The 25,977-nt window shown below is 60.7% G+C and carries 21 protein-coding genes; 14 read left to right on the forward strand and 7 right to left on the reverse strand.

Translation table 11 applies throughout. The features are described from left to right. Positions 1-113 precede the first annotated feature (113 nt). Together BFC21_RS03175 and BFC21_RS03180 are read right to left on the reverse strand one after the other, a co-directional pair. Complete coding sequence (locus tag BFC21_RS03175) at positions 114-860, reverse strand: amidohydrolase family protein (RefSeq protein ID WP_120266681.1); 747 nt, start codon at positions 858-860, stop codon at positions 114-116. A 147-nt stretch (positions 861-1,007) separates the two neighbouring features. Beyond that, positions 1,008-1,364, reverse strand: coding sequence for a hypothetical protein (locus BFC21_RS03180; protein ID WP_120265677.1), 357 nt, complete (start codon positions 1,362-1,364; stop codon positions 1,008-1,010). 482 nt (positions 1,365-1,846) lie between these two features. Here BFC21_RS03180 and BFC21_RS03185 point away from each other — a divergent pair, with 482 nt between their 5' ends. Continuing rightward, positions 1,847-6,703 carry an NAD-glutamate dehydrogenase gene (locus BFC21_RS03185; RefSeq protein ID WP_088377175.1) on the forward strand — a complete coding sequence of 1,619 codons (4,857 nt, stop codon included), beginning with the start codon at positions 1,847-1,849 and terminating at the stop codon, positions 6,701-6,703. 79 nt (positions 6,704-6,782) lie between these two features. Here BFC21_RS03185 and BFC21_RS03190 read toward each other — a convergent pair whose 3' ends face one another. Continuing rightward, a complete protein-coding gene (locus BFC21_RS03190; protein ID WP_088377176.1) occupies positions 6,783-7,046 on the reverse strand; it encodes a DUF4404 family protein in 264 nt (87 codons plus the stop codon). A 307-nt stretch (positions 7,047-7,353) separates the two neighbouring features. On the opposite strand from BFC21_RS03190, the gene BFC21_RS03195 reads away from it, so the two are divergent. From BFC21_RS03195 to rssC, 3 genes are all read left to right on the forward strand, one after another. Beyond that, the gene (locus BFC21_RS03195; protein ID WP_120265678.1) at positions 7,354-8,043 is read left to right on the forward strand and encodes a VacJ family lipoprotein; all 690 of its coding nucleotides are present in this window, start codon (positions 7,354-7,356) and stop codon (positions 8,041-8,043) included. Between the two features lie 342 nt (positions 8,044-8,385). Continuing rightward, entirely contained in the window at positions 8,386-9,570 is a 1,185-nt protein-coding gene (gene rssB / locus BFC21_RS03200) for a two-component system response regulator RssB (protein WP_088379462.1), read from the forward strand. Then, entirely contained in the window at positions 9,567-10,049 is a 483-nt protein-coding gene (rssC, locus tag BFC21_RS03205) for an anti-sigma factor antagonist RssC (protein WP_016780601.1), read from the forward strand. Before rssB ends, rssC begins: the two co-directional genes overlap by 4 nt. Before the next feature lie 104 nt (positions 10,050-10,153). On the opposite strand, the gene BFC21_RS03210 is transcribed toward rssC, so the two are convergent. Beyond that, the gene (locus BFC21_RS03210; protein ID WP_120265679.1) at positions 10,154-11,275 is read right to left on the reverse strand and encodes an aryl-sulfate sulfotransferase; all 1,122 of its coding nucleotides are present in this window, start codon (positions 11,273-11,275) and stop codon (positions 10,154-10,156) included. 82 nt (positions 11,276-11,357) lie between these two features. On the opposite strand from BFC21_RS03210, the gene BFC21_RS03215 reads away from it, so the two are divergent. Then, complete coding sequence (locus BFC21_RS03215) at positions 11,358-12,416, forward strand: GlxA family transcriptional regulator (protein WP_120265680.1); 1,059 nt, start codon at positions 11,358-11,360, stop codon at positions 12,414-12,416. A 2-nt stretch (positions 12,417-12,418) separates the two neighbouring features. Here the strand turns inward: BFC21_RS03215 and BFC21_RS03220 are convergent, their stop codons facing one another. Next, entirely contained in the window at positions 12,419-13,348 is a 930-nt protein-coding gene (locus BFC21_RS03220) for a LysR family transcriptional regulator (RefSeq protein ID WP_016780609.1), read from the reverse strand. Positions 13,349-13,471: 123 nt separating this feature from the next. Between BFC21_RS03220 and BFC21_RS03225 the strand changes: the two genes are divergently transcribed. The 9 genes from BFC21_RS03225 (at position 13,472) to BFC21_RS03265 (ending at position 23,794) form a co-directional block, all read left to right on the forward strand. Continuing rightward, positions 13,472-14,299, forward strand: a complete 828-nt coding sequence (locus BFC21_RS03225) for a MaoC family dehydratase N-terminal domain-containing protein (protein WP_095005191.1) — start codon at positions 13,472-13,474, stop codon at positions 14,297-14,299. A gap of 21 nt (positions 14,300-14,320) precedes the next feature. Then, complete coding sequence (locus tag BFC21_RS03230; protein ID WP_088377179.1) at positions 14,321-15,484, forward strand: acyl-CoA dehydrogenase family protein; 1,164 nt, start codon at positions 14,321-14,323, stop codon at positions 15,482-15,484. Positions 15,485-15,521: 37 nt separating this feature from the next. Beyond that, entirely contained in the window at positions 15,522-16,892 is a 1,371-nt protein-coding gene (locus BFC21_RS03235; protein WP_088377180.1) for an MmgE/PrpD family protein, read from the forward strand. Next, entirely contained in the window at positions 16,889-18,094 is a 1,206-nt protein-coding gene (locus BFC21_RS03240) for a CaiB/BaiF CoA-transferase family protein (protein WP_088377181.1), read from the forward strand. The genes BFC21_RS03235 and BFC21_RS03240 overlap by 4 nt, the downstream gene beginning before the upstream one ends. Before the next feature lie 16 nt (positions 18,095-18,110). Further along, the gene (locus tag BFC21_RS03245) at positions 18,111-18,938 is read left to right on the forward strand and encodes a CoA ester lyase (RefSeq protein ID WP_120265681.1); all 828 of its coding nucleotides are present in this window, start codon (positions 18,111-18,113) and stop codon (positions 18,936-18,938) included. 78 nt (positions 18,939-19,016) lie between these two features. Then, on the forward strand, positions 19,017-20,009 hold the full coding sequence (locus BFC21_RS03250; protein WP_016780615.1) for a TRAP transporter substrate-binding protein: 993 nt from the start codon (positions 19,017-19,019) through the stop codon (positions 20,007-20,009). A gap of 87 nt (positions 20,010-20,096) precedes the next feature. Beyond that, positions 20,097-20,735 carry a TRAP transporter small permease gene (locus tag BFC21_RS03255; RefSeq protein WP_086796503.1) on the forward strand — a complete coding sequence of 213 codons (639 nt, stop codon included), beginning with the start codon at positions 20,097-20,099 and terminating at the stop codon, positions 20,733-20,735. Then, positions 20,732-22,012 carry a C4-dicarboxylate TRAP transporter large permease protein DctM gene (gene dctM, locus BFC21_RS03260; RefSeq protein ID WP_016780617.1) on the forward strand — a complete coding sequence of 427 codons (1,281 nt, stop codon included), beginning with the start codon at positions 20,732-20,734 and terminating at the stop codon, positions 22,010-22,012. The genes BFC21_RS03255 and dctM overlap by 4 nt, the downstream gene beginning before the upstream one ends. A gap of 570 nt (positions 22,013-22,582) precedes the next feature. Beyond that, positions 22,583-23,794, forward strand: a complete 1,212-nt coding sequence (locus BFC21_RS03265; RefSeq protein ID WP_088377183.1) for a YeeE/YedE family protein — start codon at positions 22,583-22,585, stop codon at positions 23,792-23,794. Positions 23,795-23,839: 45 nt separating this feature from the next. Here the strand turns inward: BFC21_RS03265 and BFC21_RS03270 are convergent, their stop codons facing one another. Next, the gene (locus tag BFC21_RS03270; RefSeq protein WP_162939283.1) at positions 23,840-24,205 is read right to left on the reverse strand and encodes a hypothetical protein; all 366 of its coding nucleotides are present in this window, start codon (positions 24,203-24,205) and stop codon (positions 23,840-23,842) included. 222 nt (positions 24,206-24,427) lie between these two features. Further along, positions 24,428-25,942, reverse strand: coding sequence for a nucleobase:cation symporter-2 family protein (locus BFC21_RS03275; protein WP_120265682.1), 1,515 nt, complete (start codon positions 25,940-25,942; stop codon positions 24,428-24,430). Between the last annotated feature and the right edge of the window lie 35 nt (positions 25,943-25,977).

The following is a 25,977-nucleotide window of genomic DNA, read 5'->3' on the forward strand; positions in this document are numbered from 1 at the left end:
AATCCTGAGAACCAGGTTTAACTGACACACCGCTGTGCCTGGTCTTACGACGGCTTCGCCGCCGGACGCAGCCTCGTTCCTTCGGCAGCTGCTACGGTTTAGAGCGGTTGCAATTACAGGCCGTAGAACGTCCGGGCGTTGTGCCATAAAGCTTTGTGCGCACCTTCCTCCCCCAATGCCTCAACCAGCAGGGCGATATCACTGTCCTCAAATGCGCGTGGTGCGCGGGTCGAGGGCAGGTCTGTACCAAACATCAGCGCTTGGGGGTTGATGCCGTGGATCTGTTGCAGCACGGGCGCTACGGCGAAATCAACCCGGCCAAAGCCACAAGCCTTGATGCGTACGCCGTGCTCCGTCAGGCGCAGCAGGCTGGGCAGGCCGTCCTGGCTCAGGCCCAGATGATCGATGCTCAGCGCAGGCAGGCGCCGCAACCGCTGCTCAAGCCCCGCCAGCTCTCGCGAGTCGATATACAGTTCTGCATGCCAGCCCACTTGCTCATGCACGCGCATGGCCAATGATTCGAGCTGGTCAAGCTGCCCGGAACCGCCACGCTTGAGGTTAAAACGCAGGGCGCGCACGCCGTGGCCGTGCAGGCTTGTCAGTTCGGCGTCGGTGACACTGGCGGGCAATTGGGTCACGCCCACAAACCCCCGGCCCAAACGCTGCAAGGCTGCAATCAGGTAGCTTTGGTCAAAGCCCTGGAAAGAGCCCGATACCACCGCGCCGCCAACGACCCCCAATGGGGTGACCCGGGTGAGGTAATCATCGGCACTGAAAAACTCGGGCACATAGCCGTTGTTGGCAATCAGCGGGTAAGCGCTGTCGATGATATGGCAGTGGGCATCGAAGATCGGCGGCATGGCATTGGTACCTGCAAGCTCGCGTTGATGTGGGGTAGTCACCGCCATACCGGTGGGAGCCGGGCTTGCCCGCGAAAGCATCACCGCGGTGCTTCAGGCAGATCGCATCGCTTTTATCGCGAGCAAGCCCGCTCCCACGGGGGGCGGTTAATTCAGTTCGCTGATATAGGTGCCGGTGCCCTTGAGGATGTTCTGCAGGGTCAGTTCAACTTCAGCCAGGTCTGCGGCGGCGGTGCTGTGCAGGATTTCCAGGTGGTCATCGCCCTTGAGCACATCAGTATCGCCGGCGCCGATTTCGATCAGCAGGCGGGTAGGGCTCAGGGTCACCTTGATGCCGTCCAGGGTCGAAGGCTCGTCTTCCAGGGTGATTTCCAGCTCGTCTTCGTCCGGGTAGCGGGTCATCAGGAACATCTCGCCCGTATGGGTGTGGCAACACAGCATCGCCATATTGTCTTCTTCGTCGTCGCACGGGTTGGCGAGCAGGTGGTCGGTGGTCATTTGCATGGGTAATTCCTGGCGCTCTGGGCGCGAATGGGTCGATCAGGGGGCAATTTTGCCAGCCTGAGCCGATTTGTGCAGGTTTGAATGGAACATCAGGGCAAATGCTCAGTCATTTCCCATACTGACTACGGAAACTACGGTGCTTTTATGAAGTTTTTTCGCTTGCCAATGCTAGGGTTGTTCTATGACAACCCGGGCGGTTGCGTCCCGATGACCGAATATGTCGCCGCACCGTAAGCAGGTCGTACAGCGCAATCGTTAAGCTGCGCGGTGATTGTTATCCGTAAAGGCACAGCCTGTTTATCCGGCAGTCGTTTTTGCAGATCACCATCCCGGACGTGAATGTGACCCGTGGGTCACGGCCAGCTTCACCTCCCTGTCATGCTGTGCGTTGAAGGTGAACTGCCAGGACAGGCCTCGCACAGTGTCGACAGCTCCAACACGCGACGCTTCTCTCAATAACAAGCCCAAGCGGAGTACCACAGATGGCGTTCTTCACCGCAGCCAGCAAAGCCGACTTCCAGCACCAACTGCAAGCGGCACTGGCGCAGCACATCAGTGAACAGGCACTGCCACAAGTGGCGCTGTTCGCCGAGCAATTCTTCGGCATCATTTCTCTGGACGAACTCACCCAACGGCGCATGTCCGACCTTGCCGGCTGCACGCTGTCGGCCTGGCGCCTGCTGGAGCGCTTCGACCCGGCCCAGCCGCAAGTGCGGGTGTTCAACCCCGACTACGAGCGCCACGGCTGGCAGTCCACCCACACGGCAGTGGAAGTGCTGCACCACGACCTGCCGTTTCTGGTGGACTCGGTGCGCACCGAGCTGAACCGTCGCGGCTACAGCATCCACACCCTGCAAACCACGGTGTTGAGCGTACGTCGCGGCAGCAAGGGCGAGCTGCTGGAAATCCTGCCCAAGGGCACTGCGGGCGAAGGTGTCTCGCAAGAGTCGCTGATGTACCTGGAAATCGATCGCTGCGCCCATGCCGCCGAATTGAACGTGCTGAGCAAGGAGCTGGAACAGGTTCTGGGTGAAGTGCGCATTGCAGTGGCTGACTTTGAGCCGATGAAGGCCAAGGTGCAGGAGCTGCTGGCCAGTGTCGACAACTGCCAGTACGCCGTGGATGCGGATGAGAAAGCCGAAGTCAAAAGCTTCCTGGAATGGCTGGTAGGCAACCACTTTACCTTCCTGGGCTATGAAGAATTTGTGGTGCGCGACGATGCCGATGGCGGGCATATCGAATATGACGCCGATTCGTTCCTCGGCCTGACCAAGCTGCTGCGCGCCGGCCTGACCGCCGAAGACCTGCGCATCGAGGATTACGCCGTCAGCTACCTGCGCGAGCCGACCCTGCTGTCGTTCGCCAAGGCCGCACACCCGAGCCGTGTGCATCGCCCGGCTTACCCGGACTATGTGTCGATCCGCCAGATCGACGCCAGTGGCAAGGTCATCAAGGAATGCCGCTTCATGGGCCTGTACACCTCGTCGGTGTATGGCGAAAGCGTGCGGGTGATCCCTTACATCCGCCGCAAGGTCGCGGAAATCGAGCGTCGTTCGGGCTTCCAGGCCAAGGCGCACCTGGGCAAGGAACTGGCGCAGGTGGTGGAAGTGCTGCCGCGTGACGACCTGTTCCAGACCCCGGTGGACGAGTTGTTCAGCACCGTGATGTCGATCGTGCAGATCCAGGAGCGCAACAAGATTCGCGTGTTCCTGCGCAAAGACCCGTATGGCCGCTTCTGCTACTGCCTGGCCTATGTGCCGCGTGATATCTATTCCACCGAAGTGCGGCAGAAAATCCAGCAGGTGCTGATGGAGCGCCTGCAGGCGTCGGATTGCGAGTTCTGGACCTTCTTCTCGGAGTCCGTGCTGGCCCGTGTGCAGTTGATTCTGCGAGTTGACCCGAAAAACCGCATCGACATCGATCCGCTGCTGCTGGAAAAAGAAGTCATCCAGGCCTGCCGCAGCTGGCAGGACGACTACGCCAGCCTGGTGGTCGAGAGCTTCGGTGAGGCCAATGGCACCAAAGTGCTGGCCGATTTCCCGAAGGGCTTCCCCGCAGGTTACCGCGAACGCTTTGCCGCGCACTCGGCCGTGGTCGACATGCAGCACCTGATGAACCTGAGCGACAAGAACCCGCTGGTGATGAGCTTCTACCAGCCGCTGGGGCAAAGCGCTGGCCAGGAACTGCATTGCAAGCTGTACCACGCCGACACGCCGCTGGCGCTGTCCGACGTGCTGCCGATTCTGGAAAACCTGGGCCTGCGCGTGCTGGGCGAGTTCCCGTACCGTCTGCGTCATGCCAACGGCCGTGAGTTCTGGATCCACGATTTCGCCTTTACCGCCGGCGAAGGCTTGAACCTGGATATCCAGCAACTCAACGATACGCTGCAGGATGCGTTCGTGCATATCGTGCGCGGCGATGCCGAGAACGATGCGTTCAACCGCCTGGTTTTGACCGCCGGCCTGCCGTGGCGCGACGTGGCCTTGCTGCGTGCCTACGCCCGTTATCTGAAGCAGATCCGCCTGGGCTTTGACCTGGGTTATATCGCCAGTACCCTGAACAACCACACCGATATCGCCCGCGAATTGACCCGGTTGTTCAAGACCCGCTTCTACCTGGCGCGCAAGCTGACGGCCGAAGACCTGGAAGACAAGCAAGTGCGTCTGGAGCAGGCGATCCTGACGGCCCTGGACGATGTTCAGGTGCTCAACGAAGACCGCATCCTGCGTCGCTACCTGGACCTGATCAAGGCCACCCTGCGCACCAACTTCTACCAGCCGGATGCCAGCGGTCACAACCGTTCGTACTTCAGCTTCAAGTTCAACCCGCACTTGATCCCCGAGCTGCCAAAGCCGGTACCGAAGTTTGAAATCTTCGTCTACTCGCCTCGGGTTGAAGGCGTGCACTTGCGCTTTGGTAACGTGGCCCGCGGTGGCTTGCGCTGGTCCGACCGTGAAGAAGATTTCCGTACCGAAGTGCTGGGCCTGGTAAAAGCCCAGCAGGTGAAGAACTCGGTCATTGTGCCGGTGGGTGCCAAGGGCGGTTTCGTGCCGCGTCGCCTGCCATTGGGCGGTGGCCGTGACGAGATCCAGGCCGAGGCGATTGCCTGCTACCGGATCTTTATTTCCGGCCTGCTGGACATTACCGACAACCTGAAAGATGGCGCACTGGTGCCGCCGTTGAACGTGGTCCGTCACGATGACGATGACCCGTACCTGGTGGTGGCCGCCGACAAGGGCACCGCAACCTTCTCCGATATCGCCAACGGCATTGCCATCGATTACGGCTTCTGGCTGGGGGATGCGTTCGCCTCGGGCGGCTCGGCCGGTTATGACCATAAAAAAATGGGCATTACCGCCAAGGGCGCCTGGGTGGGCGTGCAGCGCCACTTCAAGGAGCGCGGGATCAACGTCCAGCAGGACAGCATCAGTGTGGTCGGCGTGGGCGATATGGCCGGCGACGTGTTCGGCAACGGTCTGTTGATGTCCGACAAGCTGCAACTGGTCGCGGCCTTCAACCACCTGCATATCTTTATCGACCCGAACCCGGAGCCGGCCAACAGCTTCGCCGAGCGTCAGCGCCTGTTCGACCTGCCGCGTTCGGCCTGGTCGGATTACGACACCAGCATCATGTCGGCGGGCGGCGGGATCTTCTCGCGCAGCGCGAAAAGCATCGCCATCTCCCCGGAGATGAAAGAGCGCTTCGCCATCAGCGCTGACAAGCTGACCCCGACCGAACTGCTCAACGCCTTGCTCAAGGCACCGGTGGACCTGCTGTGGAACGGTGGTATCGGGACTTATGTCAAAGCCAGCAGCGAAAGCCATGCTGACGTTGGCGACAAGGCCAACGATGCGTTGCGCGTCAATGGCAACGAATTGCGCTGCAAGGTGGTGGGCGAGGGCGGCAACCTGGGCATGACCCAGTTGGGCCGTGTCGAGTTCAACCTCAACGGCGGCGGTTCCAACACCGACTTTATCGACAACGCTGGCGGCGTCGACTGCTCTGATCACGAAGTGAATATCAAGATCCTGCTCAATGAAGTGGTGCAGGCCGGCGATATGACCGAGAAGCAGCGCAACCAGCTGCTGGGCAGCATGACCGACGAGGTTGGCGGCCTGGTGCTGGGCAACAACTACAAGCAGACCCAGGCCATTTCGCTGGCAGCACGCAAGGCTTACGAGCGGATTGCCGAATACAAGCGCCTGATGAACGATCTGGAAGCCCGTGGCAAGCTGGACCGTGCCATCGAGTTCCTGCCGTCCGAAGAGCAGCTTAACGAGCGCGTAGCGGCGGGCCACGGCCTGACCCGTGCCGAGTTGTCGGTGCTGATCTCGTACAGCAAGATCGACCTCAAGGAAGCACTGCTCAACTCCCAGGTACCGGATGACGACTACCTGACCCGGGACATGGAAACCGCATTCCCGCCGATGCTGGTCAGCAAGTTTGCCGAAGCCATGCGTCGCCATCGTCTCAAGCGTGAAATCGTCAGCACCCAGATTGCCAACGATCTGGTTAACCACATGGGCATCACTTTTGTCGAACGCCTGAAAGAGTCGACCGGCATGAGTGCTGCCAACGTGGCGGGTGCGTACGTGATCGTGCGTGACATTTTCCATCTCCCGCACTGGTTCCGTCAGATCGAAGCGCTGGACTACCAGGTGCCCGCTGAAATCCAGCTGGCGCTGATGGATGAGCTGATGCGCCTGGGCCGCCGCGCTACGCGCTGGTTCCTGCGCAGCCGTCGCAACGAGCTGGACGCAGCGCGGGATGTGGCGCACTTCGGCCCGCATCTGGCGGCGCTGGGCCTCAAGCTCGACGAACTGCTGGAAGGCCCGACCCGCGAAGGCTGGCAGACCCGTTATCAGGCTTACGTCGAAGCGGGCGTGCCGGAATTGCTGGCGCGCATGGTGGCGGGTACGACGCACCTGTACACCCTGTTGCCGATTATCGAAGCTTCGGATGTGACCGGGCAGAACGCTGCGGATGTGGCCAAGACCTACTTTGCCGTGGGCAGCGCGCTGGACTTGACCTGGTACTTGCAGCAGATCAGCAACCTGCCGGTGGAGAACAACTGGCAGGCGCTGGCGCGTGAAGCGTTCCGTGACGATATTGACTGGCAGCAGCGGGCAATTACCATTTCGGTGCTGCAAATGACCGATGCCGGTGAAAGTATCGAGGCGCGTCTTGCCTTGTGGCTTGAGCAAAACAGTTCGATGGTTGAGCGCTGGCGCGCGATGCTGGTGGATCTGCGGGCTGCCACGGGCAATGACTACGCCATGTACGCGGTGGCCAACCGCGAGCTGCTGGACCTGGCGTTGAGCGGTCAATCAGGGCTCTGACAGCCTGAGTTGTAAAAAAAAGCCCCGGCTCATGTGACATGAGCCGGGGCTTTTTTGTTTGCTGGTGGTCGCGGGCTGATCAGATGCCGATATTGCCCAGGGTCTGCACGATGCTGCGCAGGGTGACGGCCAGGGTAGGGTGGTCGACTTCGAAGCGTTCGATGGCCAGGTTGACGTTGTCGGCCAGGCTGGAATCGTTGGTGGCTTTCTCGATATCAATCTGAGCCTGGATTTGAGTGGAGAGCTGGTTCAAATGATCACGCTCTTCCTGGGTGAGCGGCGGATTCTGTTCCAGTTGCTCGCGCAAGGTGTTGAGTTGTTCTTGCAGGTCGCGGGCAGGCATAGCATTCATCCTTTATTGATAGGCTCTGGTGTAGACCTTCGAAGTGAACAAAAGGTCTGCAAGCGGGCTTCTAGATTAATCCACTCGCGCCCGAAGTGCATGATCTCTATCAAAATCCCCTGTGCGTGATTTTTTGTCGTGCTGGCAGGTGGTTTTAAAAGAATCTGCAAGGGCGGGAACGTCTATCTTTAATACAAGTCTGTTTAGGCTATTGCTTGGGGGCTGCCTAAAAGACATTTCCCGTTATACTAATGGCCTGACTCAGGGCATAGCGCCCAAGTGTTGAGTAACTTCAGGGAGTTTTGCTATGCGCTGGACTGTTCGTCTCGCTCCATTGTTTATCTGTGCCGGTGTGACCTTGATGCCTTTGGCAGCCAATGCCGCCACCGAGGACGACCCGTGGGAAGGGTTTAACCGGGTCATGTTCAAATTCAACGACACCCTCGACACCTATGCCCTGAAGCCGATTGCCCAGGGCTATCAGTTCATCACTCCGCAGTTTCTGGAGGATGGCATCCACAACATGTACCGCAACATCGGTGACGTGCGCAACCTGGCCAACAACGTGTTGCAGGTCAAGCCGCACGCTGCGGGCGTGGATACCGCCCGTTTGCTGATGAACACCATTGTCGGTGTTGGCGGCTTCTTTGATGTGGGCACCAAGATGGGCCTGCAGCGCAACGACGAAGACTTTGGCCAGACCCTTGGCTACTGGGGCCTGAACAGCGGCCCGTACCTGGTGCTGCCGCTGCTGGGCCCAAGTACCGTGCGTGATGCCTTGGGCATCTACCCGGACTCCTACGCCGAACCCTACCGCTACATGCATGACGTCTCGGCGCGCAACACCGTTGCCGGGATGAAAATCATTGATGCCCGCGCCAACCTGCTGTCGGCCGAAAAACTGATCACGGGGGATAAATACATCTTTATCCGTAATGCGTATCTGCAAAGCCGTGAATTCAAGGTCAAGGACGGCAAGGTTGTCGACGACTTCTAACACCTTGGAAAGATAAACAAAAAACGGCCCTGGTGGCCGTTTTTTGCATGAATGAAGATGAGAATCAATCGGCTTGCCGGCCCTTGTTACCTAGGTTTTGGTTGCCGTAAACGTGGTTCTTATAACCCGCGGTAATTTAACGTGACGAACACCTCAGGCCGCCATCGGCCTGAGCTTGAAACCCCCCGCGGATGGGAGTACCGTCTGCGCCTTACACGGGCACCTTTGTAGGATCGAGCAATACAGTCGATTTGAATCAGGGATGTTCACAAGCCATTTCAGTTGTTGAGTTCGACGTTTGCGAACCTCAGCGACAACCTAATCCTGGCGCCGTTTGCCCACATGCAAAAAACCAGTGCCACGCTGCTGATCATTGATGACGACGAAGTTGTACGCGCAAGTCTGGCGGCCTACCTCGAAGACAGCGGCTTCAGCGTCCTTCAGGCCAGCAATGGCGTGCAAGGCCTCCAGATGTTCGAGCAAGAGCAGCCAGATCTGATCATCTGTGACCTGCGCATGCCGCAAATGAGTGGCCTTGAGCTGATTCGCCAGGTTGCCCAGCGCTCGGCAAAGACGCCGGTGATCGTCATCTCGGGCGCAGGGGTCATGAGCGATGTGGTCGAGGCCTTGCGCCTGGGCGCTGCCGACTACCTGATCAAGCCGCTGGAAGACCTTGCGGTGCTGGAGCATTCGGTTCACCGTGCCCTGGATCGTGCGCGCCTGCAGCTTGAAAACCAGCGCTATCGGGACAAGCTGGAGTCGGCTAACCGCGAACTGGAAGCCAGCCTGCATTTGCTGCAGGAAGACCAGAACGCCGGGCGGCAGGTGCAGATGAACATGCTGCCGGTCAGCCCCTGGACCACAGATGAGTTCAGCTTTGCGCACAAGATCATCCCGTCCCTGTACCTGTCTGGCGATTTTGTCGACTACTTCCGGGTTGACGAGCATCGCGTGGCCTTTTATCTGGCAGACGTTTCCGGGCACGGCGCCTCTTCGGCCTTTGTCACGGTGCTGCTCAAGTTCATGACCACGCGCCTGCTGTTCGAGTCCAAGCGCAATGGCACCTTGCCGGAGTTCAAGCCTTCCGAAGTGCTTGGGCACATCAACCGTGGCCTGATCAACTGCAAGCTGGGCAAGCATGTGACGATGGTGGGCGGCGTGATCAATGAAGAAACCGGTGAACTGACCTACAGCATTGGCGGGCACTTGCCCTTGCCGGTGCTCTACACTCCAGACAGTGTCAGTTACCTGGAAGGGCGGGGGTTGCCCGTTGGCCTGTTCAACGAAGCCACCTATGAAGACCAGGTCCTGAAATTGCCGCAAACCTTCAGCCTGACGCTGATGTCGGACGGTATTCTGGACCTTTTGACCGAGCAGACGCTCAAAGAGAAAGAAGCTGCTTTACCGCAACTGGTAAAAACAGCAGGCGGCAGCCTGGATGGCCTGCGCCGGGTGTTTGGATTAGCTACGCTAGGTGAGATGCCGGATGATATCGCCTTGTTGGTGTTGAGCAGGAACCTTAAATGAGTACAGGTAGAATTCAGTTCGCCGAACAGGATGGCACCTTCGTCCTGAAGTTTGTGGGTGAAGTGCGTCTGACCTTGTGTTCGGCACTGGATGCGACAATCGAGAGGATTTTCACGGCGCTGAACTTCAACGCCATCGTGATCGACCTCACGGAAACCCGCAGTATCGACAGCACCACCCTGGGCTTGCTGGCGAAACTGTCGATCCTGTCGCGTCAAAAAATCGGCCTGCTGCCGACAGTGGTCACCACCCATGAAGACATCACCCGCCTGCTGGAGTCGATGGGCTTCGACCAGGTGTTCAACATTATCGGCAAGCCGATTCCGTGCCCGGAGTGCCTGACCGACCTGCCTTCACAGGACCAGACCGAAGAGGTGGTGCGGGTGAAGGTACTAGAGGCGCACAAGATTCTGATGGGGCTTAACGACTCCAACCGTGAAGCCTTCCATGACCTGGTGAATGCCCTCGAGCGGCATTGATTTCCAGTGGCATAAGCGGCTCTGAAACAGCTCGCACCCCAACCCTCTCCCAGTCAGCCTCCTCTCCCTTCGGGAGAGGGCCAGGGTGAGGGGCTTTTAGCTTTTTATCTAACAACCAACCAAGGTATTTCCCGGCGCTGATAACGGTGCGCGCGGAAGATCGCGTTGTTTTCACCCGGCAGATAGGCGCTGGCTGCTGCATCCGGGTACGGGGCGAAGTAGGGGTTGATATATTCCCAGACCACTTCTCCCGTCGGGGTGACTTCAAACAGACGGCCAAAATTGGCTTCAGTCACCAGCGTATTGCCGTTGTGCAGGCGTTGCGCGCCGCCCATGAACGGGGTGAAAAAGGCATAGCCCGGGGTATCGGCGTACTGCCACACGATCCGCTGGCGCAGTGGCTCTATTTCCAGAATTCGCGAGTGCGGCATGCTGCTGTGCGGGCGAGAGATGCCGTTGTCGAAGACCAGCACATTGCCATTTTCCAGCTCGCTCGGGCAGTGCTGTTGCGCAACCAGGTCATGGCCCAGGCGCCACAGCACCGCACCGTTGTCGCGGGCAATGGCAATCACCGACGAAACGCTGCGCAGGCTGAGGATGACCTTGCCATCGCGGCCCGGCGAGACGGCGTTGGTCATGGGCCAGTGATAGCGTTCGAACGCATCATGCAGCGGGTAGTCTTCAGGGCGTAGATGTTCCCAACTGCGCCACTCCCACACCACATGCCCCTGGCGGTCGACTTCCTTGACCACATCCCCATAAATAACCCCGCCCGGCGCCTCGCTGCCAGGAATGCCGCCCACTACGCGACCGGCCAGCTCCGGGCTCAATGGCTCGACAGTGGTGTAGAGCAGGTGGCCGTTGTCCAGCCATTGGGCATCGTGATGGTGCAACAGGTCCGTGTGCTCCCAGACCACTTCGCCGTCAGGGGTGACCTCGCTGAAGGCGCCGCCATGCCAGACCGACCAGCCCGGGAACAGGTCAGGGGAATCAGGGTGGTTGCCGTTGTAGCCCAGGTTGCCGTTGCGCAGTATCACGGCGTCGCGGCCGGGGCGCTGGGGCAGCTTCCAGCGGTGGACGATTTCACCGTCCAGGTCGATCAGCAATACATTGCCAGCGGCCGTTTGCGGGGCGAACAGCGTGTAGCCACCGGCGCTGCGGGAATGGTCGACGCCGATAAGGCCGGTCTTCTGGCGTTTCAGGGTGGTGCTGTGCAGGGTTGACATGGTCAGGCTCCATCAAGGTTCCACTGGCATTGTGCGTAACAGGGGCGCATTGTCGGGCTCCCCTGTGTGCGTGGAATCGAGTATGTCGAGGCAAACCGTGGCGCTCCATGCCAAACACCCCTCTTTTGCTGCCATGCCGCGCACGGTGGTGGTGCTGGCATTCGATGAGCTGTTGCTGCTCAACGCTGCGGGGCCGCTGGAGGTGTTCGCTGCCATACCCCGGCTGTTGGGCGGCACTTTTGCCAGTCATCCGCCTTATCGGCTGTTGCTGGTATCGCCTGCGGGAGGCCCGATAACCTCGGTTTCCGGGATCAGCGTCAATACACTGTCCCTGGCGCAGCTCGACCGGCAGGCACCAGTGATCGACACCCTGATCGTGGCTGGCGGGCCGGGTGTGTCAGCACTTGAAGCCAGCGTGCAGGTCTGCAGCTGGTTGCGCAGCCGCGCCGGGTCCATACGCAGGTTGTGTTCCATCGGCACAGGCACCTTCGCCCTGGCCGCCGCTGGCCTGCTCGATGGGCGCAAGGTGGTGACCCACTGGAAATTTGCCGAACAACTGCAAGCCCGCTACCCGACACTGCAGTGCCAGGGCGAAGGGTTATACCTGCACGACGCCAACCTCTGGACGTGCGCAGGGGCGGCTGCCGGTATCGACCTGGCGCTGGGGCTGGTGGAGCAGGATCTCGGCGCCCATGCCGCTCTGGAGCTGGCGCGCTATTTCACTGTTTTCCTCTGGCGTTCGGCCAAACAGCCCCAGCTCAGTGCGTCGCTCAATGCCCAGTCCCGGGCCCTGCGCACCGACCCGGACGTACGCCTGGTGCGGTTGCACGCCTGGATTGCGGCCAACCTGCAAAGCGACTTGCGGGTGGAGAAACTGGCGGAGCAATTTGGCATGAGCCCGCGCCATTTTGCCCGTGCTTATGTGGCCACTACCGGCCATACCCCCGCCCAGGCAGTAGAGTTGTTGCGCCTTGATGCCGCCTGCCAGTTGCTGAAAACCACGAGCGAGCAGATCAAGCGGGTTGCCGAAACCGCAGGGTTTGGTCGCGAGGAGCGCATGCGACGCGTGTTTCACAAGCAGTTGGGCATCAGCCCGCACGATTACCGGAACCAGAGCCCATGCGCTGTGCTGCAAGACTGACCTCAGGGCTGCACGGATACTGGGCCTGACGCCTGGCCAACGCCCTTGTGATGGGCCAGCACCCTATTGATCAAGGCCCGGGTCACCTTGGGCAGTGCCTGCAGGTCACGCACCAGAATGCTGCGTTCGCGCACCCGCCAGGGCTCGTCCAGTTCGATCACCGACAGGCCCATGGTCTGTTGATGGCGATGGGCCGAAGACTCCGGCAGGATGGCAATGCCCACCCCGGCTTCGACCATGCGGCACATGGCCTCGAAGCTGTAGACCTTGATGCGCATGTTCAGGGTCTTGCCGTGCAGGGCGACCTGTTCATGCAAAAAGCGCAGCAGGGTCGTGCCTTCGTGCAGGCCGATATGGGGATAGGCCAGGGTGTCGGCCAGTTTGATCGACTTGCAGCGGGCCAGGGGATGATCGAGGGGAGTGACCAGGATCAACTGGTCGGTGCTGAAGTGGATGACCTGCAGGCTGTCGGCTTCGACCGGGCCGGCAATGATGCCCATATCCGTTGAGCCATCCATGACCCCGCGGACGATATCGCGGCTCAGGCGCTCTTGCAGGTCCACTGTGACACCGGGGCGTTCGGCCAGGAAGCCGGCCAGGATTTCCGGCAAGAATTCACTGGCCGCCGTGGTGTTGGCGAAGATCTTGATATGCCCGGACGCCTCGGTGTCGTACTCGGTGAACTCGCTTTTCATGTAGTCCACCTGGCGCATGATCACCCGTGCATGCTGCAGAAACAGCTCACCGGCAGGGGTCAGTTCAACGCCGCGGCTGTCGCGGTAAAGCAGGCGGCTGGCGAGGTTTTCTTCCAGGCTTTTGATCCGCGCACTGGCCGCTGCCGGTGAGATAAACGCCTTGCGCGCACCCTGGGTGAGGCTGGGGGATTCGGCGATATGAATAAACAGGCGCAGGTCGACAAGATCAAAATGCATATTGGATTTCCATTGGTTACGGCGTTAACCAAAACCGAACGCCCCCTTACCGAAACGCAGATTCACAGATCGCCCGGCTTTTGGCAATCATGGCCAAAATAACAAGCCACGGGGCAATCACCGATGAGCGATAACGCACTGGCCGACTGGATCGGCCGCACTGAAGAAATCCATGACCATCTGAGCCAGAATCTGGTGACCCGTATCGCCGCCACTTTTGGCGAGAAGGTGCCGCAGGCCGGGGAGCCTTTGCCGGCGTTGTGGCAGTGGTGTTTTTTTCAGCCCGCGATTGCGCAGGATGGCCTGGGCGGTGACGGGCATCCGGCCCGGGGCGGTTTTTTGCCGCCCGCCGATAACCGCAACCGCATGTGGGCAGGCGGGCGTGTCGAGTTTTACTCGCCACTCAGGGTGGACGCCAGGGCGACACGTATTTCCACGATTCTCGATGTGCGGGAAAAGCTCGGTAAAACCGGCTCGTTACTGTTCGTCACCGTCCAGCATGACTATCTGCAGGACGGCCAACTGGCTATTCGCGAAGAGCAGGACATCGTCTACCGCGAACCCACACCGCCCAAGCTGGCAGGTGGCGAGCCCATGCCCACAGGCATCTGGCAGGAGTCGATCACCCCCAGCCCGACCTTGCTGTTCCGCTATTCGGCCGTGACCTTCAATGGCCACCGCATCCACTACGACTGGCCCTATGCGACCGACACCGAAGGCTATCCGGGCCTGGTGGTACACGGGCCGCTGATGGCCACCCTGAGCCTGCGCGCTTTCTGCCGCGCCAATCCCCAAGCCCAGGTGCGGCGCTTTGCCTATCGCGGCGTGCGGCCACTGATTGCGCCCCATCCTTTTGTGGTGCGCGGGCGTGTCGTGGCGGCGGGCAAGGCCGAGCTGTGGGTGGGCAATTCAGAGGGCATCGCCCAACAGGGCGAAGTGAGCTTCGACTAATAACTCCAATAAGGATCTGTAATGAATCCGTATCTGAACGAAGACTACAACGCCATTCGCGAGGGTGTGCGCGCCCTGTGTGCGGAGTTTCCGGCCGAGTACTGGCGCCGGATTGACGAAGCCAAGGGCTTCCCTGAAGCCTTTGTTAGCGCCATGACCGAGGCCGGCTGGTTGTCGGCGATGATCCCGGAGCAATACGGCGGTTCGGGCCTGGGGCTGGCCGAGGCCTCGGTGATTCTGGAGGAAGTGAACCACTGTGGCGGCAACTCCGGCACCGTGCATGGGCAGATGTACAACATGTTCACCTTGCTGCGTCATGGCAGCGAAGCGCAAAAAAGCTACTACCTACCCCGGCTGGCCAGCGGTGAGCTGCGTTTGCAGTCAATGGGGGTGACCGAGCCGACTACGGGCACTGACACCACCAAAATCAAGACCACCGCCGTACGCCAGGGTGACAAGTATGTGATCAACGGCCAGAAAGTGTGGATCTCGCGGGTGCAGCATTCCGACCTGATGATCCTGCTGGCCCGCACCACGCCGTTGGCCGATGTGCAGAAAAAAGTCGACGGCATGTCGATCTTCCTGGTGGATTTGCGCGAAGCCATCGGTAATGGCCTGACCGTGCAGCCGATTGCCAATATGGTCAATCACGAGACCAACGAGCTGTTTTTCGACAACCTCGAAATCCCTGCCAGCAGCCTGATCGGCGAAGAGGGCAAAGGCTTTCGCTATATCCTCGACGGGCTCAATGCCGAACGCACGCTGATCGCCGCCGAATGCATCGGCGATGGCCGCTGGTTCAATGAAAAGTCCGCGCAGTACGCCCGTGATCGCGTGGTGTTTGGTCGCCCGATCGGGCAGAACCAGGGCGTGCAGTTTCCTATTGCGCAAGCTCATATCGAGCTGGAGGCCGCCGACCTGATGCGCTGGCGCGCCTGTGCAGAGTACGACACCGGGGGCAAGGCCGGAGCAGCAGCCAATATGGCCAAGTACCTGGCGGCCAAGGCCAGCTGGGAGGCCGCCAACGCCTGCCTGCAAACCCACGGCGGCTTCGGCTTTGCCAATGAATACGACGTCGAGCGCAAGTTCCGCGAGACCCGTCTGTATCAGGTGGCGCCCATCTCCACCAACCTGATCCTGTCTTATGTGGCCGAGCATCTGCTTGAGTTGCCGCGTTCCTTCTAAACCGGTTCTGCCTGTCGACATTGATGGAGAAGGCTACATGAGTCAGCACACACAAGCGCTCACCGGGTTCCTGGCCAGTCTGCATGACCAGCAGTTGCCCGAAGCGGTGATCCGCCGTACTGAAGATCTGTTTCTCGACTGGTTGGGCTCGGCCCTGGCCAGTCAGGGCGCACAACCGATCCCGCTGTTCGAGCGCTACGCCGCGAAGATGGGCCCGGCCAGCGGCCCTGCCGAGATTTTGGTCAATGGTCAAACCACCTCGGCGTACTTTGCCGCGCTGGTCAATGGCGCCAGCTCCCATCTGGTGGAGCAGGACGACCTGCACAACAGCTCGGTGCTGCACCCGGCGACGGTGGTGTTTCCAGCGGTGCTGGCGGCAGCACAGGACCTGGGCAAAACCGGCCGCGAGCTGATCCTCGCCGCTGTCGCCGGTTATGAGGCGGGCATTCGCATTGGCGAATTTCTTGGCCGTTCGCATTACCGCATTTTTCACACCACGGCCACGGTCGGCACCCTGGCGGCCGCGGTGGCCGTTGGCAAACTGATGGGTTTCAACCAGCAGCAGTTCACCCATTTACTGGGCAGCGCCGGTACCCAGGCGGCGGGCCTGTGGGAGTTTCTGCGCGACGCGGCAGACTCCAAGCAACTGCATACCGCCAAGGCAGCGGCCGATGGTTTGCTGGCGGCGTACATGACAGCCGAAGGGCTGACCGGGGCGAAAAATATTCTCGAAGGCGAGCAAGGCATGGCGGCTGGCATGTCCAGTGATGCCAACCCGGCTTGCTTGTCCGATCGCCTGGGCAGTCGCTGGGCGCTGACGGAAACTTCATTCAAGTTTCACGCCTCGTGCCGCCACACTCACCCGGCGGCGGATGCGCTGCTGGCATTGATGCAGCGCGAGGGCCTGGGTGCAGCAGACATTGCTAGCGTCACCACCCGAGTGCATCAGGGCGCCATCGATGTATTGGGTCGCGTAGAGGTGCCGCAGAGTGTGCACCAGGCCAAGTTCTCCATGGGCACCGTGCTGGGCCTGATCGCCGTTTATGGCAAGGCCGGGTTGCCCGAATTTCATCAGCATGCACTGACCGATCCGCGCATCAGCAACTTTCGCGACAAGGTGCGCATGCAACTGGACGAGGCAGTCGACAGTGCCTATCCGCAGCGCTGGCTGGGCCGGGTAACGGTGACCACGGTGCAGGGCACTACCTTGCACGGGAGCATCGACGAACCCAAGGGCGACCCGGGCAATACCCTCAGCCGCGCCGAACTGGAAGACAAGTTTCGCCGCCTGCTGGCTTTCTCGGGGGCGCGCAGCAACGAGCAAGCGAGCGGGCTGGTCGAGCGGGTCTGGAACTTGCGCCATCTCGACAACTTGAGTGTGCTGACGCGCACCGGGAGCCCATCATGAGCGCCACTGCACACAAACCACGGCCACTGGACGGCATTACCGTGGTCAGTCTGGAACACGCCATTGCCGCGCCGTTTTGCACTCGCCAGCTGGCTGACCTGGGGGCGCGGGTGATCAAGATCGAACGCCCGGGTACCGGCGATTTCGCCCGCGCCTATGACGAGCGGGTCAATGGCCTGGCTTCGCACTTTGTGTGGACCAACCGCTCCAAGGAAAGCCTGACCCTTGACGTCAAGCAGCAGGAGGCCGCGGCTGTGCTCGACAAGCTGCTGGCCAGTGCCGACGTACTGGTGCAGAACCTGGCGCCGGGGGCAACAGAGCGCATGGGGCTGTCTTTTGAAACCCTGCACAAGCGCTTTCCACGCTTGATCGTCTGCGATATCTCCGGCTACGGCGAGGGCGGGCCTTATGAGCAGAAAAAAGCCTATGACCTGCTGATCCAGAGCGAAGGCGGTTTTCTGTCCGTGACCGGCGGGCCCGGGGAAAACGACATGGCCAAGGCCGGCTGCTCGATTGCCGATATCGCCGCCGGCATGTACGCCTATACCGGTGTGCTCTCGGCCTTGCTGCTGCGGGACAAGACCGGCGAGGGCAGCCGTATCGATGTGTCGATGCTGGAAAGCCTGGTGGAGTGGATGAACTACCCGCTGTATTACGCCTACGACGGTGCGGCGCCGCCTCCGCGAGCCGGCGCCGCCCACGCCACCATCTACCCCTACGGACCGTTCCCCACCGGCGACGGCGCCACGGTGATGCTCGGCCTGCAGAACGAGCGCGAATGGCAGCAATTTTGCCACAAGGTGTTGCTGCAACCAGACCTGGCGAGTAACCCGAGCTTTAATGCCAATGCGCGGCGCTCCGAGAACCGCAGCGAGTTGCGGGCCATTATCGTGCAAGCCTTTGCCCGGATGAGCGCCGATGAGGTGATTGCCCGGCTCGACGGGGCAGCGATTGCCAATGCCCATGTCAACGATATGGCCGGTGTGTGGGCTCATCCGCAACTGGCTGCCCGCGCACGCTGGCGTGAGGTGGACAGCCCGGCGGGCAAGTTGCCAGCGCTTTTGCCACCGGGGCGCAACACGGCGTTCGAGCCACGTATGGATGCGGTGCCCGACCTGGGCGAGCACACCGACAGGCTGCTGGGTGAACTGGGTTATGGCGCGGATGAGATCCAGCGTTTGCATCAACAAGGAGCGGTTTAAGGCATGGAGCACAGTGATGGATAACCCCCCGATTCGTTCAGCGTTGTTTGTCCCGGCCACTCGTCCCGAGCGGATACCCAAGGCGCTGGAAAGCGGTGCCGATGCGGTGATCGTCGATCTGGAAGACGCCGTAGCCGAACCCCTCAAGGCCCAGGCGCGGGCCAATCTGGATGCCTATCTTGATGCCAACCCAAAGGCCCGGGTACTGGTCCGCATCAATGCGCCACAGCACGAGCAGCAGGCGCTGGACCTTCAGTTATGCCGTCGCCAGCCCGGCGTGGTGGCGGTCTTGCTGCCCAAGGCCGAAAGCGCCGCGCAGGTCGAACTGGCGACGGCATGCGGCAAGCCGGTGTGGCCGATTATCGAAAGCGCCAGGGGCCTGCTTGAATTGCCGGCCATTGCCGCAGCCCGCGGTGTTGAACGTTTGAGCTTCGGTGCGCTGGACCTGGGCCTGGATCTGGGCCTGGCCAGCGGCACCGAGGCTGCGCAGCGCATCCTTGATCAGGCGCGCTACGCCATTTTGCTGCACAGCATCCTGGCGCAACTGGCTCCGCCGCTGGATAGCGTGTTCGCGGACATCAAAAACATTGACGGTATGCGCCAAATGGCCGCCGATGCCCGGGACATGGGCTTTGGCGGCCTGCTGTGCATACACCCGAGCCAGGTGGCAATCATTCACGCGGCCTATATGCCCCGCCCGGAAGAACTGGACTGGGCTCGCCGGGTGCTGGATGCCGTTGCATCCGGGGGCGGGGTGTTTGTGGTCGACGGGCAGATGGTCGACGCCCCGGTAATCGGCCTTGCCCGGCGGGTATTGCGCCGGGCCGGTCTGGCGCCGGCCTGAGGTCGGGCGAACAGGTTCAAACGCACTACAGGCAACACCAGGCACTACCAAATCAATAACAACAAGAGGTATGTACCCATGTTCAAGCACACCCTCAAGGCTCTGGCCTGCGCACTTCCCTTATTCGCAGGTTTTGCGAGCGCTGCCGACCCCATCAGCATCAAGTTCGCCCACGTTGTCGCCGAGCACACGCCCAAGGGGCAGGGCGCGTTGATGTTCAAGAAACTGGCCGAGGAACGTCTGCCGGGACAGGTCAAGGTCGAGGTCTATCCGAACTCCTCGCTGTTTGGTGACGGCAAGGAAATGGAAGCGCTGCTGCTCGGAGACGTGCAACTGCTGGCGCCGTCGCTGGCCAAGTTCGAGCATTACTCCAGGCCGATCCAGATCTTCGACTTGCCCTTTCTGTTTACCGATATCAATGCACTCGACCGTTTCCAGCAAAGCCCGCAAGGCCAGGCGCTGCTCAAGTCGATGGAGGGCAAGGGGATTACCGGGCTTGGTTACTGGCACAACGGGATGAAGCAATTATCCGCCAACAAGGCGCTGTACGAGCCCAAGGATGCGCGTGGGCTGAAGTTCCGCGTACAGGCTTCTGCGGTGCTGGATGAACAGTTCAAGGCCCTGCGTGCGGCGCCGCGCAAGATGAGCTTTGCCGAGGTATATCAGGGCTTGCAGACCGGTGTGGTCAATGGCACCGAAAACACCTGGTCGAACTACGAAAGCCAGAATGTGTATGAGGTGCAGAAGTTTTTCACCGAGTCTAATCATGGCGCCATCGACTATATGGTGATCACCAACACCAAGTTCTGGAATGGCCTGCCTGAAGAGGTGCGCAAAACCCTGGACGAAGTCATGGCCGAGGTCACCGTGGAGGTGAACAAGCAGGCCGAGGCGCTGAACCAGACCTCACGTCAGCGCATTGCCGATTCCGGCAACAGCGAAATCATCACCCTGACCCCGGAGCAGCGCGAGTTGTGGCGTGAAGCCATGCGCCCGGTGTGGAAGAAGTTCGAGAGCGATATCGGTCCTGATGTGATCGCCGCCGCCGAGCAGGCCAACCAGGACAGCTAAGCACCTTATTGTTGCTGGCGGCCCCGGACGGTGCCGCCAGCGGTGCCTTTTGTCGCTTTGCGATCGCTCTTTCAAGGGAGATAACCCATGCACGCAGCCGTTCGTGTCTGGAATCACGCGGAAGAAATGCTGGTGGCGTTCCTGCTTGCAGGCATGACCCTGGTTACATTCGCGTATGTGGTATTCAACAACCTCTACGGAATTTTCTATTCATTGGGGGATTCGCTGCCGTTCGCCAACGAGGCCATGCTCGGCATCGGCGACAGCATTCTCTATGTTGCCCAAGAGATGACCTGGAGCGTGGCGCTGACCAAGGCCATGTTCGGCTGGTTGATTTTTGTCGGCCTGGCCTGGGGCGTGCGCATTGGTGCGCATATCGGTGTCGACTTGCTGGTGCGCCAGTTCAAGCCAGCCAACCAGCGGCGGGTGGCCTTGCTCGCCGTGGCCATTTGCCTGGGTTATTGCGTGCTCATGGCGTACTCCAGCGAGCAGTGGGTAGCCACCTTGTATGCCGTGGGCACCAGCGCTGAAGACCTGGATCGCTTCGGTATCAAGCAATGGCAGATCGTAATGATCGTGCCGATCGGTTTTACCCTGATGTTCGTGCGTTTCCTGCAGATTTTTATCCGCATCATCCAGGGCAAGCAGCAAGGCCTGGGCTTGCACAGTGAAGTGGATGACGCCGTGAAACTGGCGGAGAACGACCAGCAGGGGACTCCAAAATGACCATTGCCTTCCTTTTTGTCGCCCTGTTCGTGCTGATGTTTGTCGGCATCCCGGTGGCGATCTCCCTGGGTTTGTCCGGGGCCATGACCATCCTGTTTTTCAGTAACGACTCGGTGCGTTCACTGGCGATCAAGCTGTTTGAAACCAGCGAGCACTACACATTGCTGGCGATCCCGTTCTTTCTGTTGTCGGGTGCATTTATGACCAGCGGCGGCGTGGCCCGGCGCCTGATCGATTTTGCCAACGCCTGCGTCGGCCATATCAAGGGTGGCCTGGCCATCGCCGCAATCCTGGCCTGCATGCTGTTTGCGGCGCTGAGTGGCTCTTCACCGGCCACCGTGGCGGCAGTGGGCTCGATCGTGATTGCCGGCATGGTGCGTTCTGGCTACAAGCAGGATTTTGCCGCCGGTATCGTGTGTAACGCCGGTACCCTGGGCATCCTGATACCGCCGTCGATCGTCATGGTGGTGTATGCCACTGCCACCGAAACCTCGGTGGGCAAGCTGTTTATGGCCGGTGTTGTGCCGGGCCTGTTGCTGGGGCTGGTCTTGATGGTGACCATCTACATCATGGCACGGGTGAAAGATATGCCCTCGCTGCCTCGCGCTTCGTTCAAGGAAATCGTCACTGCAGGGCGCCGGGCCGGTTGGGGGCTGATGCTGATTGTGATCATCCTTGGCGGCATTTACTCGGGCATGTTCACACCGACTGAAGCGGCTGCCGTGGCGGCGGTCTATGCGGCATTCGTGGCGATCTTTATCTACAAGGACATGACCATTCGTGAATGCCCGAAGGTGATTGTCGAGGCGGGCAAACTGAGTGTGGTGCTGATGTTTATCATCGCCAACGCCATGCTGTTTGCCCATGTGCTGACCACTGAACAGATCCCGCAGTCGATCACCGCCTGGGTGGTGGAACAGGGCTTTACGCCAATTGAATTCCTGCTGGTGGTCAATATCGTGTTGCTGGTTGCCGGCACCTTTATGGAGCCTTCGGCAATCATCCTGATTCTGGCGCCGATCCTGTTTCCGATTGCGATGCAACTGGGCATTGATCCGATCCACCTGGGCATCATCATGGTGGTGAATATGGAGATCGGCCTGATCACGCCACCCACCGGGCTTAACCTGTTTGTCACCTCGGCGGTGACGGGCATGCCGCTGACTCGCGTGGTGCGTGCGGTGTCGCCTTGGTTGCTGGTGATGCTGGCGTTCCTGGTGCTGGTGACCTATGTGCCATTTGTGTCGTTGGCGTTGCCGAACTGGTTGGGGATGTAATGACGGGGGGCTGTCAGGTAGAACGAGTTGCTTGCATCGCAGGCAAGCCAGCTCCCACAGGTTGTGTGTCGCCTTGCAGTGAACAGTGTGGGAGCGAACAGTGTGGGAGCGGGCTTGCTCGCGATGCGGGCGGCGCGGTCTGTCAGTTAACGAGGTGCTGCCAAGCCAACTCCCACAGGTTGTGTGTCGCCTTGCAGTGAACAGTGTGGGAGCGAACAGTGTGGGAGCGGGCTTGCTCGCGATGCGGGCGGCGCGGTCTGTCAGTTAACGAGGTGCTGCCAAGCCAACTCCCACAGGTTGTGTGTCGCCTTGCAGTGAACAGTGTGGGAGCGAACAGTGTGGGAGCGGGCTTGCTCGCGATGCGGGCGGCGCGGTCTGTCAGTTAAACGAGGTGCTGCCAGCCAGCGCCCACAGGTCTGCGACAGGTTGTAGCGGTCCAACCGGTTAGCTTGGCACCTTGCCAAGTCAGTCGGTTGGACCGGGGCGCCTGCTCATTGGGGCAGGCGCCGCTCGGGGAGGTATACTCGTGCGCCTCGCAACCCACCCAACTCATCTGTATCGGAATTCCCCATGAGCAGTTCTCTTTCCATAACGCCTGCGCGCAAGCCGATTGCGCCGCTGGTGGCCTTTGTCTTGCTGGTGCTGGGCGCCGTGTTTCTGCAAAACAGTGTCGGTTCGCGCCAGGTGCTGTTGCTGATTGTCGGCGCAGCACTGGGCCTGACGCTTTACCACGCGGCATTCGGTTTTACCTCGGCCTGGCGGGTCTTTATCAATGATCGCCGTGGCGCAGGCTTGCGCGCGCAAATGGTGATGCTGGCCGTGGCCGTGGTGCTGTTTTTCCCCGCGCTGGGCGCGGGCACCCTGTTTGGTCAGCCGGTGGTCGGGCTGGTAGCGCCGATCGGCGTGTCGGTGGTGTTCGGTGCGTTTATTTTCGGCATCGGCATGCAACTGGGCGGCGGCTGTGCCTCAGGCACCCTGTTTACCGTGGGCGGCGGCAATGCGCGCATGCTGGTGACCCTGTTTTTCTTTATCTGCGGTTCGCTGATTGCCACCCAGCATGTTGACTGGTGGTTTGCCCTGCCTGCGTTTCCAGCGACCTCTATCGTCAAAAGCCTCGGCGTGGTTCCCGCCTTGCTGTTGAGCCTGGCCGTGTTCGCGATCATCGCCGCGGTGACTGTGCGCTTGGAAAAATCCCGGCACGGTACCCTCGAAGCAGGCGTGACCAGTGAGCATCAGGGCCTGCGACGCTTTTTGCGTGGGCCGTGGCCATTGGTGTGGGGGGCGATTGGTCTGGCGCTGCTCAACTACGCCACGCTGGCCCTGGCCGGGCGGCCGTGGGGCATTACCTCGGCGTTCGCACTATGGGGCGCCAAGGCGGCCAGCGGGCTGGGGGTTGATGTCGGCAGTTGGGGGTTCTGGCAGATGCCGGGCAATGCCAAGGCACTGGCCGCGCCAGTGTGGGAAGACATCACCAGCGTGATGGACATTGGTATTGTCCTCGGTGCGCTGTTGGCCGCAGGTCTGGCCGGGCGTTTTGCCCCCAGCCTGAACATTCCGCTGCGCTCGCTGCTGGCGGCGGTGATTGGTGGTTTGCTGCTCGGCTATGGTTCGCGTCTGGCCTATGGCTGCAATATTGGCGCGTACTTCAGCGGCATCGCTTCGGGCAGCCTGCATGGCTGGGTATGGCTGGTGGCGGCGTTTATCGGCAACAGTGTGGGCGTGCGCCTGCGACCGTTGTTCTTTGCCGGCGAGCGGCCGCAGGTGGCGTTGAGCGGCTGCTGAACAATCCGGGCAGGGGCTGCCTGATGGACTGCAGCCGCTTTTGGATCAGCGGCGATAATCGCGGTGATGGTTGTCGTAGCGCTGGTGCATGGCCCGGTCATGGCGGCGGCGCTCGGCTTCACGGCGGGCTTGCTCGCGGCGCCATTGATCGCGCCGCCAGTTTTCCCTGCGTCGCTCGTCCCGGCGCGCTTGCCAGCGGTTGTCGTAGCGGTGGTGGTCGTCACGGGCAAGCAGGGGCGCGGGTTGTTCACCGGCCAGCGCTGACCAGGGGTTGGCTGCTGCCGCTTCAAGGGCTGCAGGTTGAGTGGCAAAAGCCGCGGGCAAGGCTTTTGTCGGTGTAGCAGATGCCGAGCCCATTGCCGCAAACGCGAACAGGCTCAAAAGCACCATCCGTGGGGCGTGGAATTTCATGAGCGAAGATAACCTCTGAATATCATTCGAATGTGTGGCTCTCTGCTGCGCAACGCCGCGTGGGGCGCGCTTGCCGGGCAGAAAAGCGTATGCACATAGACAGGTAAACCGGGAAAAGTTCGATTGCCGGTTGCTTGCCAGCACCCGTCGGCAGGTATCGGCTTTCACCACAGCACCATAAAAAACGGCGCCTGAGCGCCGTTTTGCCAAGGTTATTGCTGCCTAGTGCTCTTGCTCGAAGCTTTTTTTACGCAAGGCCGGAGCCTGTTCAGGGTGCTCGTCGGACTCCATTACGGGCACTTCCTTGCCGTTGCAGTCAAACAGCTTGCCATCGCGAAACACGTCGCCATCGTTGAGGCAGCTGATATCCCGCGAACGCAGGATACGATCGCTGGCGGCGACGAATACCGACTGCTGGTCGGAGTTACCGGCCCGCAGATGGTTGAACAGCAGGTTGAGCAGGATGGCCATGATTGCGGCTGAGCTGATGCCGGAGTGGAAGATGGTCTCGAACCAGGTCGGGAAGTGCTGGTAGAAGTTGGGTGCGGCAATCGGGATCATGCCGAAGCCGATCGATGTGGCGACGATGATCAGGTTCATGTTGTTGCGATAGTCCACCTGGGCCAGGGTGCGGATGCCGCTGGCCGCGACGGTGCCAAACAACACCAGGCCAGCACCGCCCAGCACGGCAGTGGGCACGGCGGCGACCAGGCGCCCCATCACCGGCAGCAGCCCCAGGGTTACCAGGATCAGCCCGCCGGTGGCCACCACATAGCGGCTCTTGATCCCGGTCACGGCGACCAGGCCAACGTTCTGCGCAAAGGCGCTCTGGGTGAAGGAGCCAAACAGCGGTGCCAGGGCACTGGAAATCATGTCGGCGCGAAGGCCGTTGCCCAAGCGTTTGGCGTCGACCTTGGTTTCGATGATCTCACCCACCGCGAGGATATCGGCGGAGGTCTCGACCATGGTCACGATAATCACGATCAGCATCGACAGAATGGCCGCGAGGCGGAACTCGGGCATGCCGAAGTGCAGCACTTCGGGCAATGCCACCAGCGGCCCTTCCAGCACCCGGGAGAAGTCGGTCATGCCAACGGCGGTCGCCACCAGTGTGCCGATAACGATAGCCAGCAAAATCGACAGGCGCGAGATACTGGCACTGCCCAGCTTGCTGAGCAGCAACACCAGCACCAGGGTGATCGCCGCCAGGCCAATGTTGGCCATGCTGCCGAACTCAGGTGACTGACTGTTGCCGCCCATCGCCCAGCGTGCCGTGACCGGCATCAGGGTCAGGCCGATGGTGGTGATGACGATGCCCGTCACCAGTGGCGGAAAGTACTTGGTGATGCTGGAAAACAGCGGGGTGATCAACAGGCCGATCACCGACGCCACGATTACCGCGCCGAACACCACCGGCAGGCCGCCACTGCCGTCACCGCCAATGATCGCGACCATGGTGGAGACACCCGCGAACGACACGCCTTGCACCAATGGCAGGCGACAGCCGAAAAACGGAATGCCCAGTGTCTGCAGCAGGGTGGCCAGGCCACCGGCGAACAGTGAAGCGGCGATCAACAGGCCAACGTCGGCAGAGGACAGGCCGGCCGCCTGACCGATGATCAGGGGCACCGCAATGATGCCCCCGTACATCGTCAGCACATGCTGCAGGCCGTAAGCCAGGTTGGCGCCAGTACCGAGGTTTTCGTCTTCTGGACGAGGGGAAGCGGAAGAAGTCATGGTGAGTAGCTCGCTTTTGTTATTTTAGATGCGTC

The sequence above is a fragment of the Pseudomonas sp. TMW 2.1634 genome, assembly GCF_001703595.1.
GTDB classification, from domain to species: Bacteria; Pseudomonadota; Gammaproteobacteria; order Pseudomonadales; family Pseudomonadaceae; genus Aquipseudomonas; species Aquipseudomonas fragi.

Bases quoted from the DNA above. Each gene is read 5' to 3' on its own strand.
- BFC21_RS03210 (WP_120265679.1), bottom strand. From the start codon at position 11,275: ATGTCAACCCTGCACAGCACCACCCTGAAACGCCAGAAGACCGGCCTT.
- BFC21_RS03230 (WP_088377179.1), top strand. From the start codon at position 14,321: ATGAATCCGTATCTGAACGAAGACTACAACGCCATTCGCGAGGGTGTG.
- rssC (WP_016780601.1), top strand. From the start codon at position 9,567: ATGAGTACAGGTAGAATTCAGTTCGCCGAACAGGATGGCACCTTCGTC.
- BFC21_RS03220 (WP_016780609.1), bottom strand. From the start codon at position 13,348: ATGCATTTTGATCTTGTCGACCTGCGCCTGTTTATTCATATCGCCGAA.
- rssB (WP_088379462.1), top strand. From the start codon at position 8,386: ATGCAAAAAACCAGTGCCACGCTGCTGATCATTGATGACGACGAAGTT.
- BFC21_RS03240 (WP_088377181.1), top strand. From the start codon at position 16,889: ATGAGCGCCACTGCACACAAACCACGGCCACTGGACGGCATTACCGTG.
- BFC21_RS03215 (WP_120265680.1), top strand. From the start codon at position 11,358: ATGTCGAGGCAAACCGTGGCGCTCCATGCCAAACACCCCTCTTTTGCT.
- BFC21_RS03265 (WP_088377183.1), top strand. From the start codon at position 22,583: ATGAGCAGTTCTCTTTCCATAACGCCTGCGCGCAAGCCGATTGCGCCG.
- BFC21_RS03255 (WP_086796503.1), top strand. From the start codon at position 20,097: ATGCACGCAGCCGTTCGTGTCTGGAATCACGCGGAAGAAATGCTGGTG.
- BFC21_RS03250 (WP_016780615.1), top strand. From the start codon at position 19,017: ATGTTCAAGCACACCCTCAAGGCTCTGGCCTGCGCACTTCCCTTATTC.
- BFC21_RS03235 (WP_088377180.1), top strand. From the start codon at position 15,522: ATGAGTCAGCACACACAAGCGCTCACCGGGTTCCTGGCCAGTCTGCAT.
- BFC21_RS03245 (WP_120265681.1), top strand. From the start codon at position 18,111: ATGGATAACCCCCCGATTCGTTCAGCGTTGTTTGTCCCGGCCACTCGT.
- BFC21_RS03185 (WP_088377175.1), top strand. From the start codon at position 1,847: ATGGCGTTCTTCACCGCAGCCAGCAAAGCCGACTTCCAGCACCAACTG.
- BFC21_RS03175 (WP_120266681.1), bottom strand. From the start codon at position 860: ATGCCGCCGATCTTCGATGCCCACTGCCATATCATCGACAGCGCTTAC.
- BFC21_RS03195 (WP_120265678.1), top strand. From the start codon at position 7,354: ATGCGCTGGACTGTTCGTCTCGCTCCATTGTTTATCTGTGCCGGTGTG.
- BFC21_RS03225 (WP_095005191.1), top strand. From the start codon at position 13,472: ATGAGCGATAACGCACTGGCCGACTGGATCGGCCGCACTGAAGAAATC.
- BFC21_RS03270 (WP_162939283.1), bottom strand. From the start codon at position 24,205: ATGAAATTCCACGCCCCACGGATGGTGCTTTTGAGCCTGTTCGCGTTT.
- BFC21_RS03190 (WP_088377176.1), bottom strand. From the start codon at position 7,046: ATGCCTGCCCGCGACCTGCAAGAACAACTCAACACCTTGCGCGAGCAA.
- BFC21_RS03275 (WP_120265682.1), bottom strand. From the start codon at position 25,942: ATGACTTCTTCCGCTTCCCCTCGTCCAGAAGACGAAAACCTCGGTACT.
- dctM (WP_016780617.1), top strand. From the start codon at position 20,732: ATGACCATTGCCTTCCTTTTTGTCGCCCTGTTCGTGCTGATGTTTGTC.
- BFC21_RS03180 (WP_120265677.1), bottom strand. From the start codon at position 1,364: ATGCAAATGACCACCGACCACCTGCTCGCCAACCCGTGCGACGACGAA.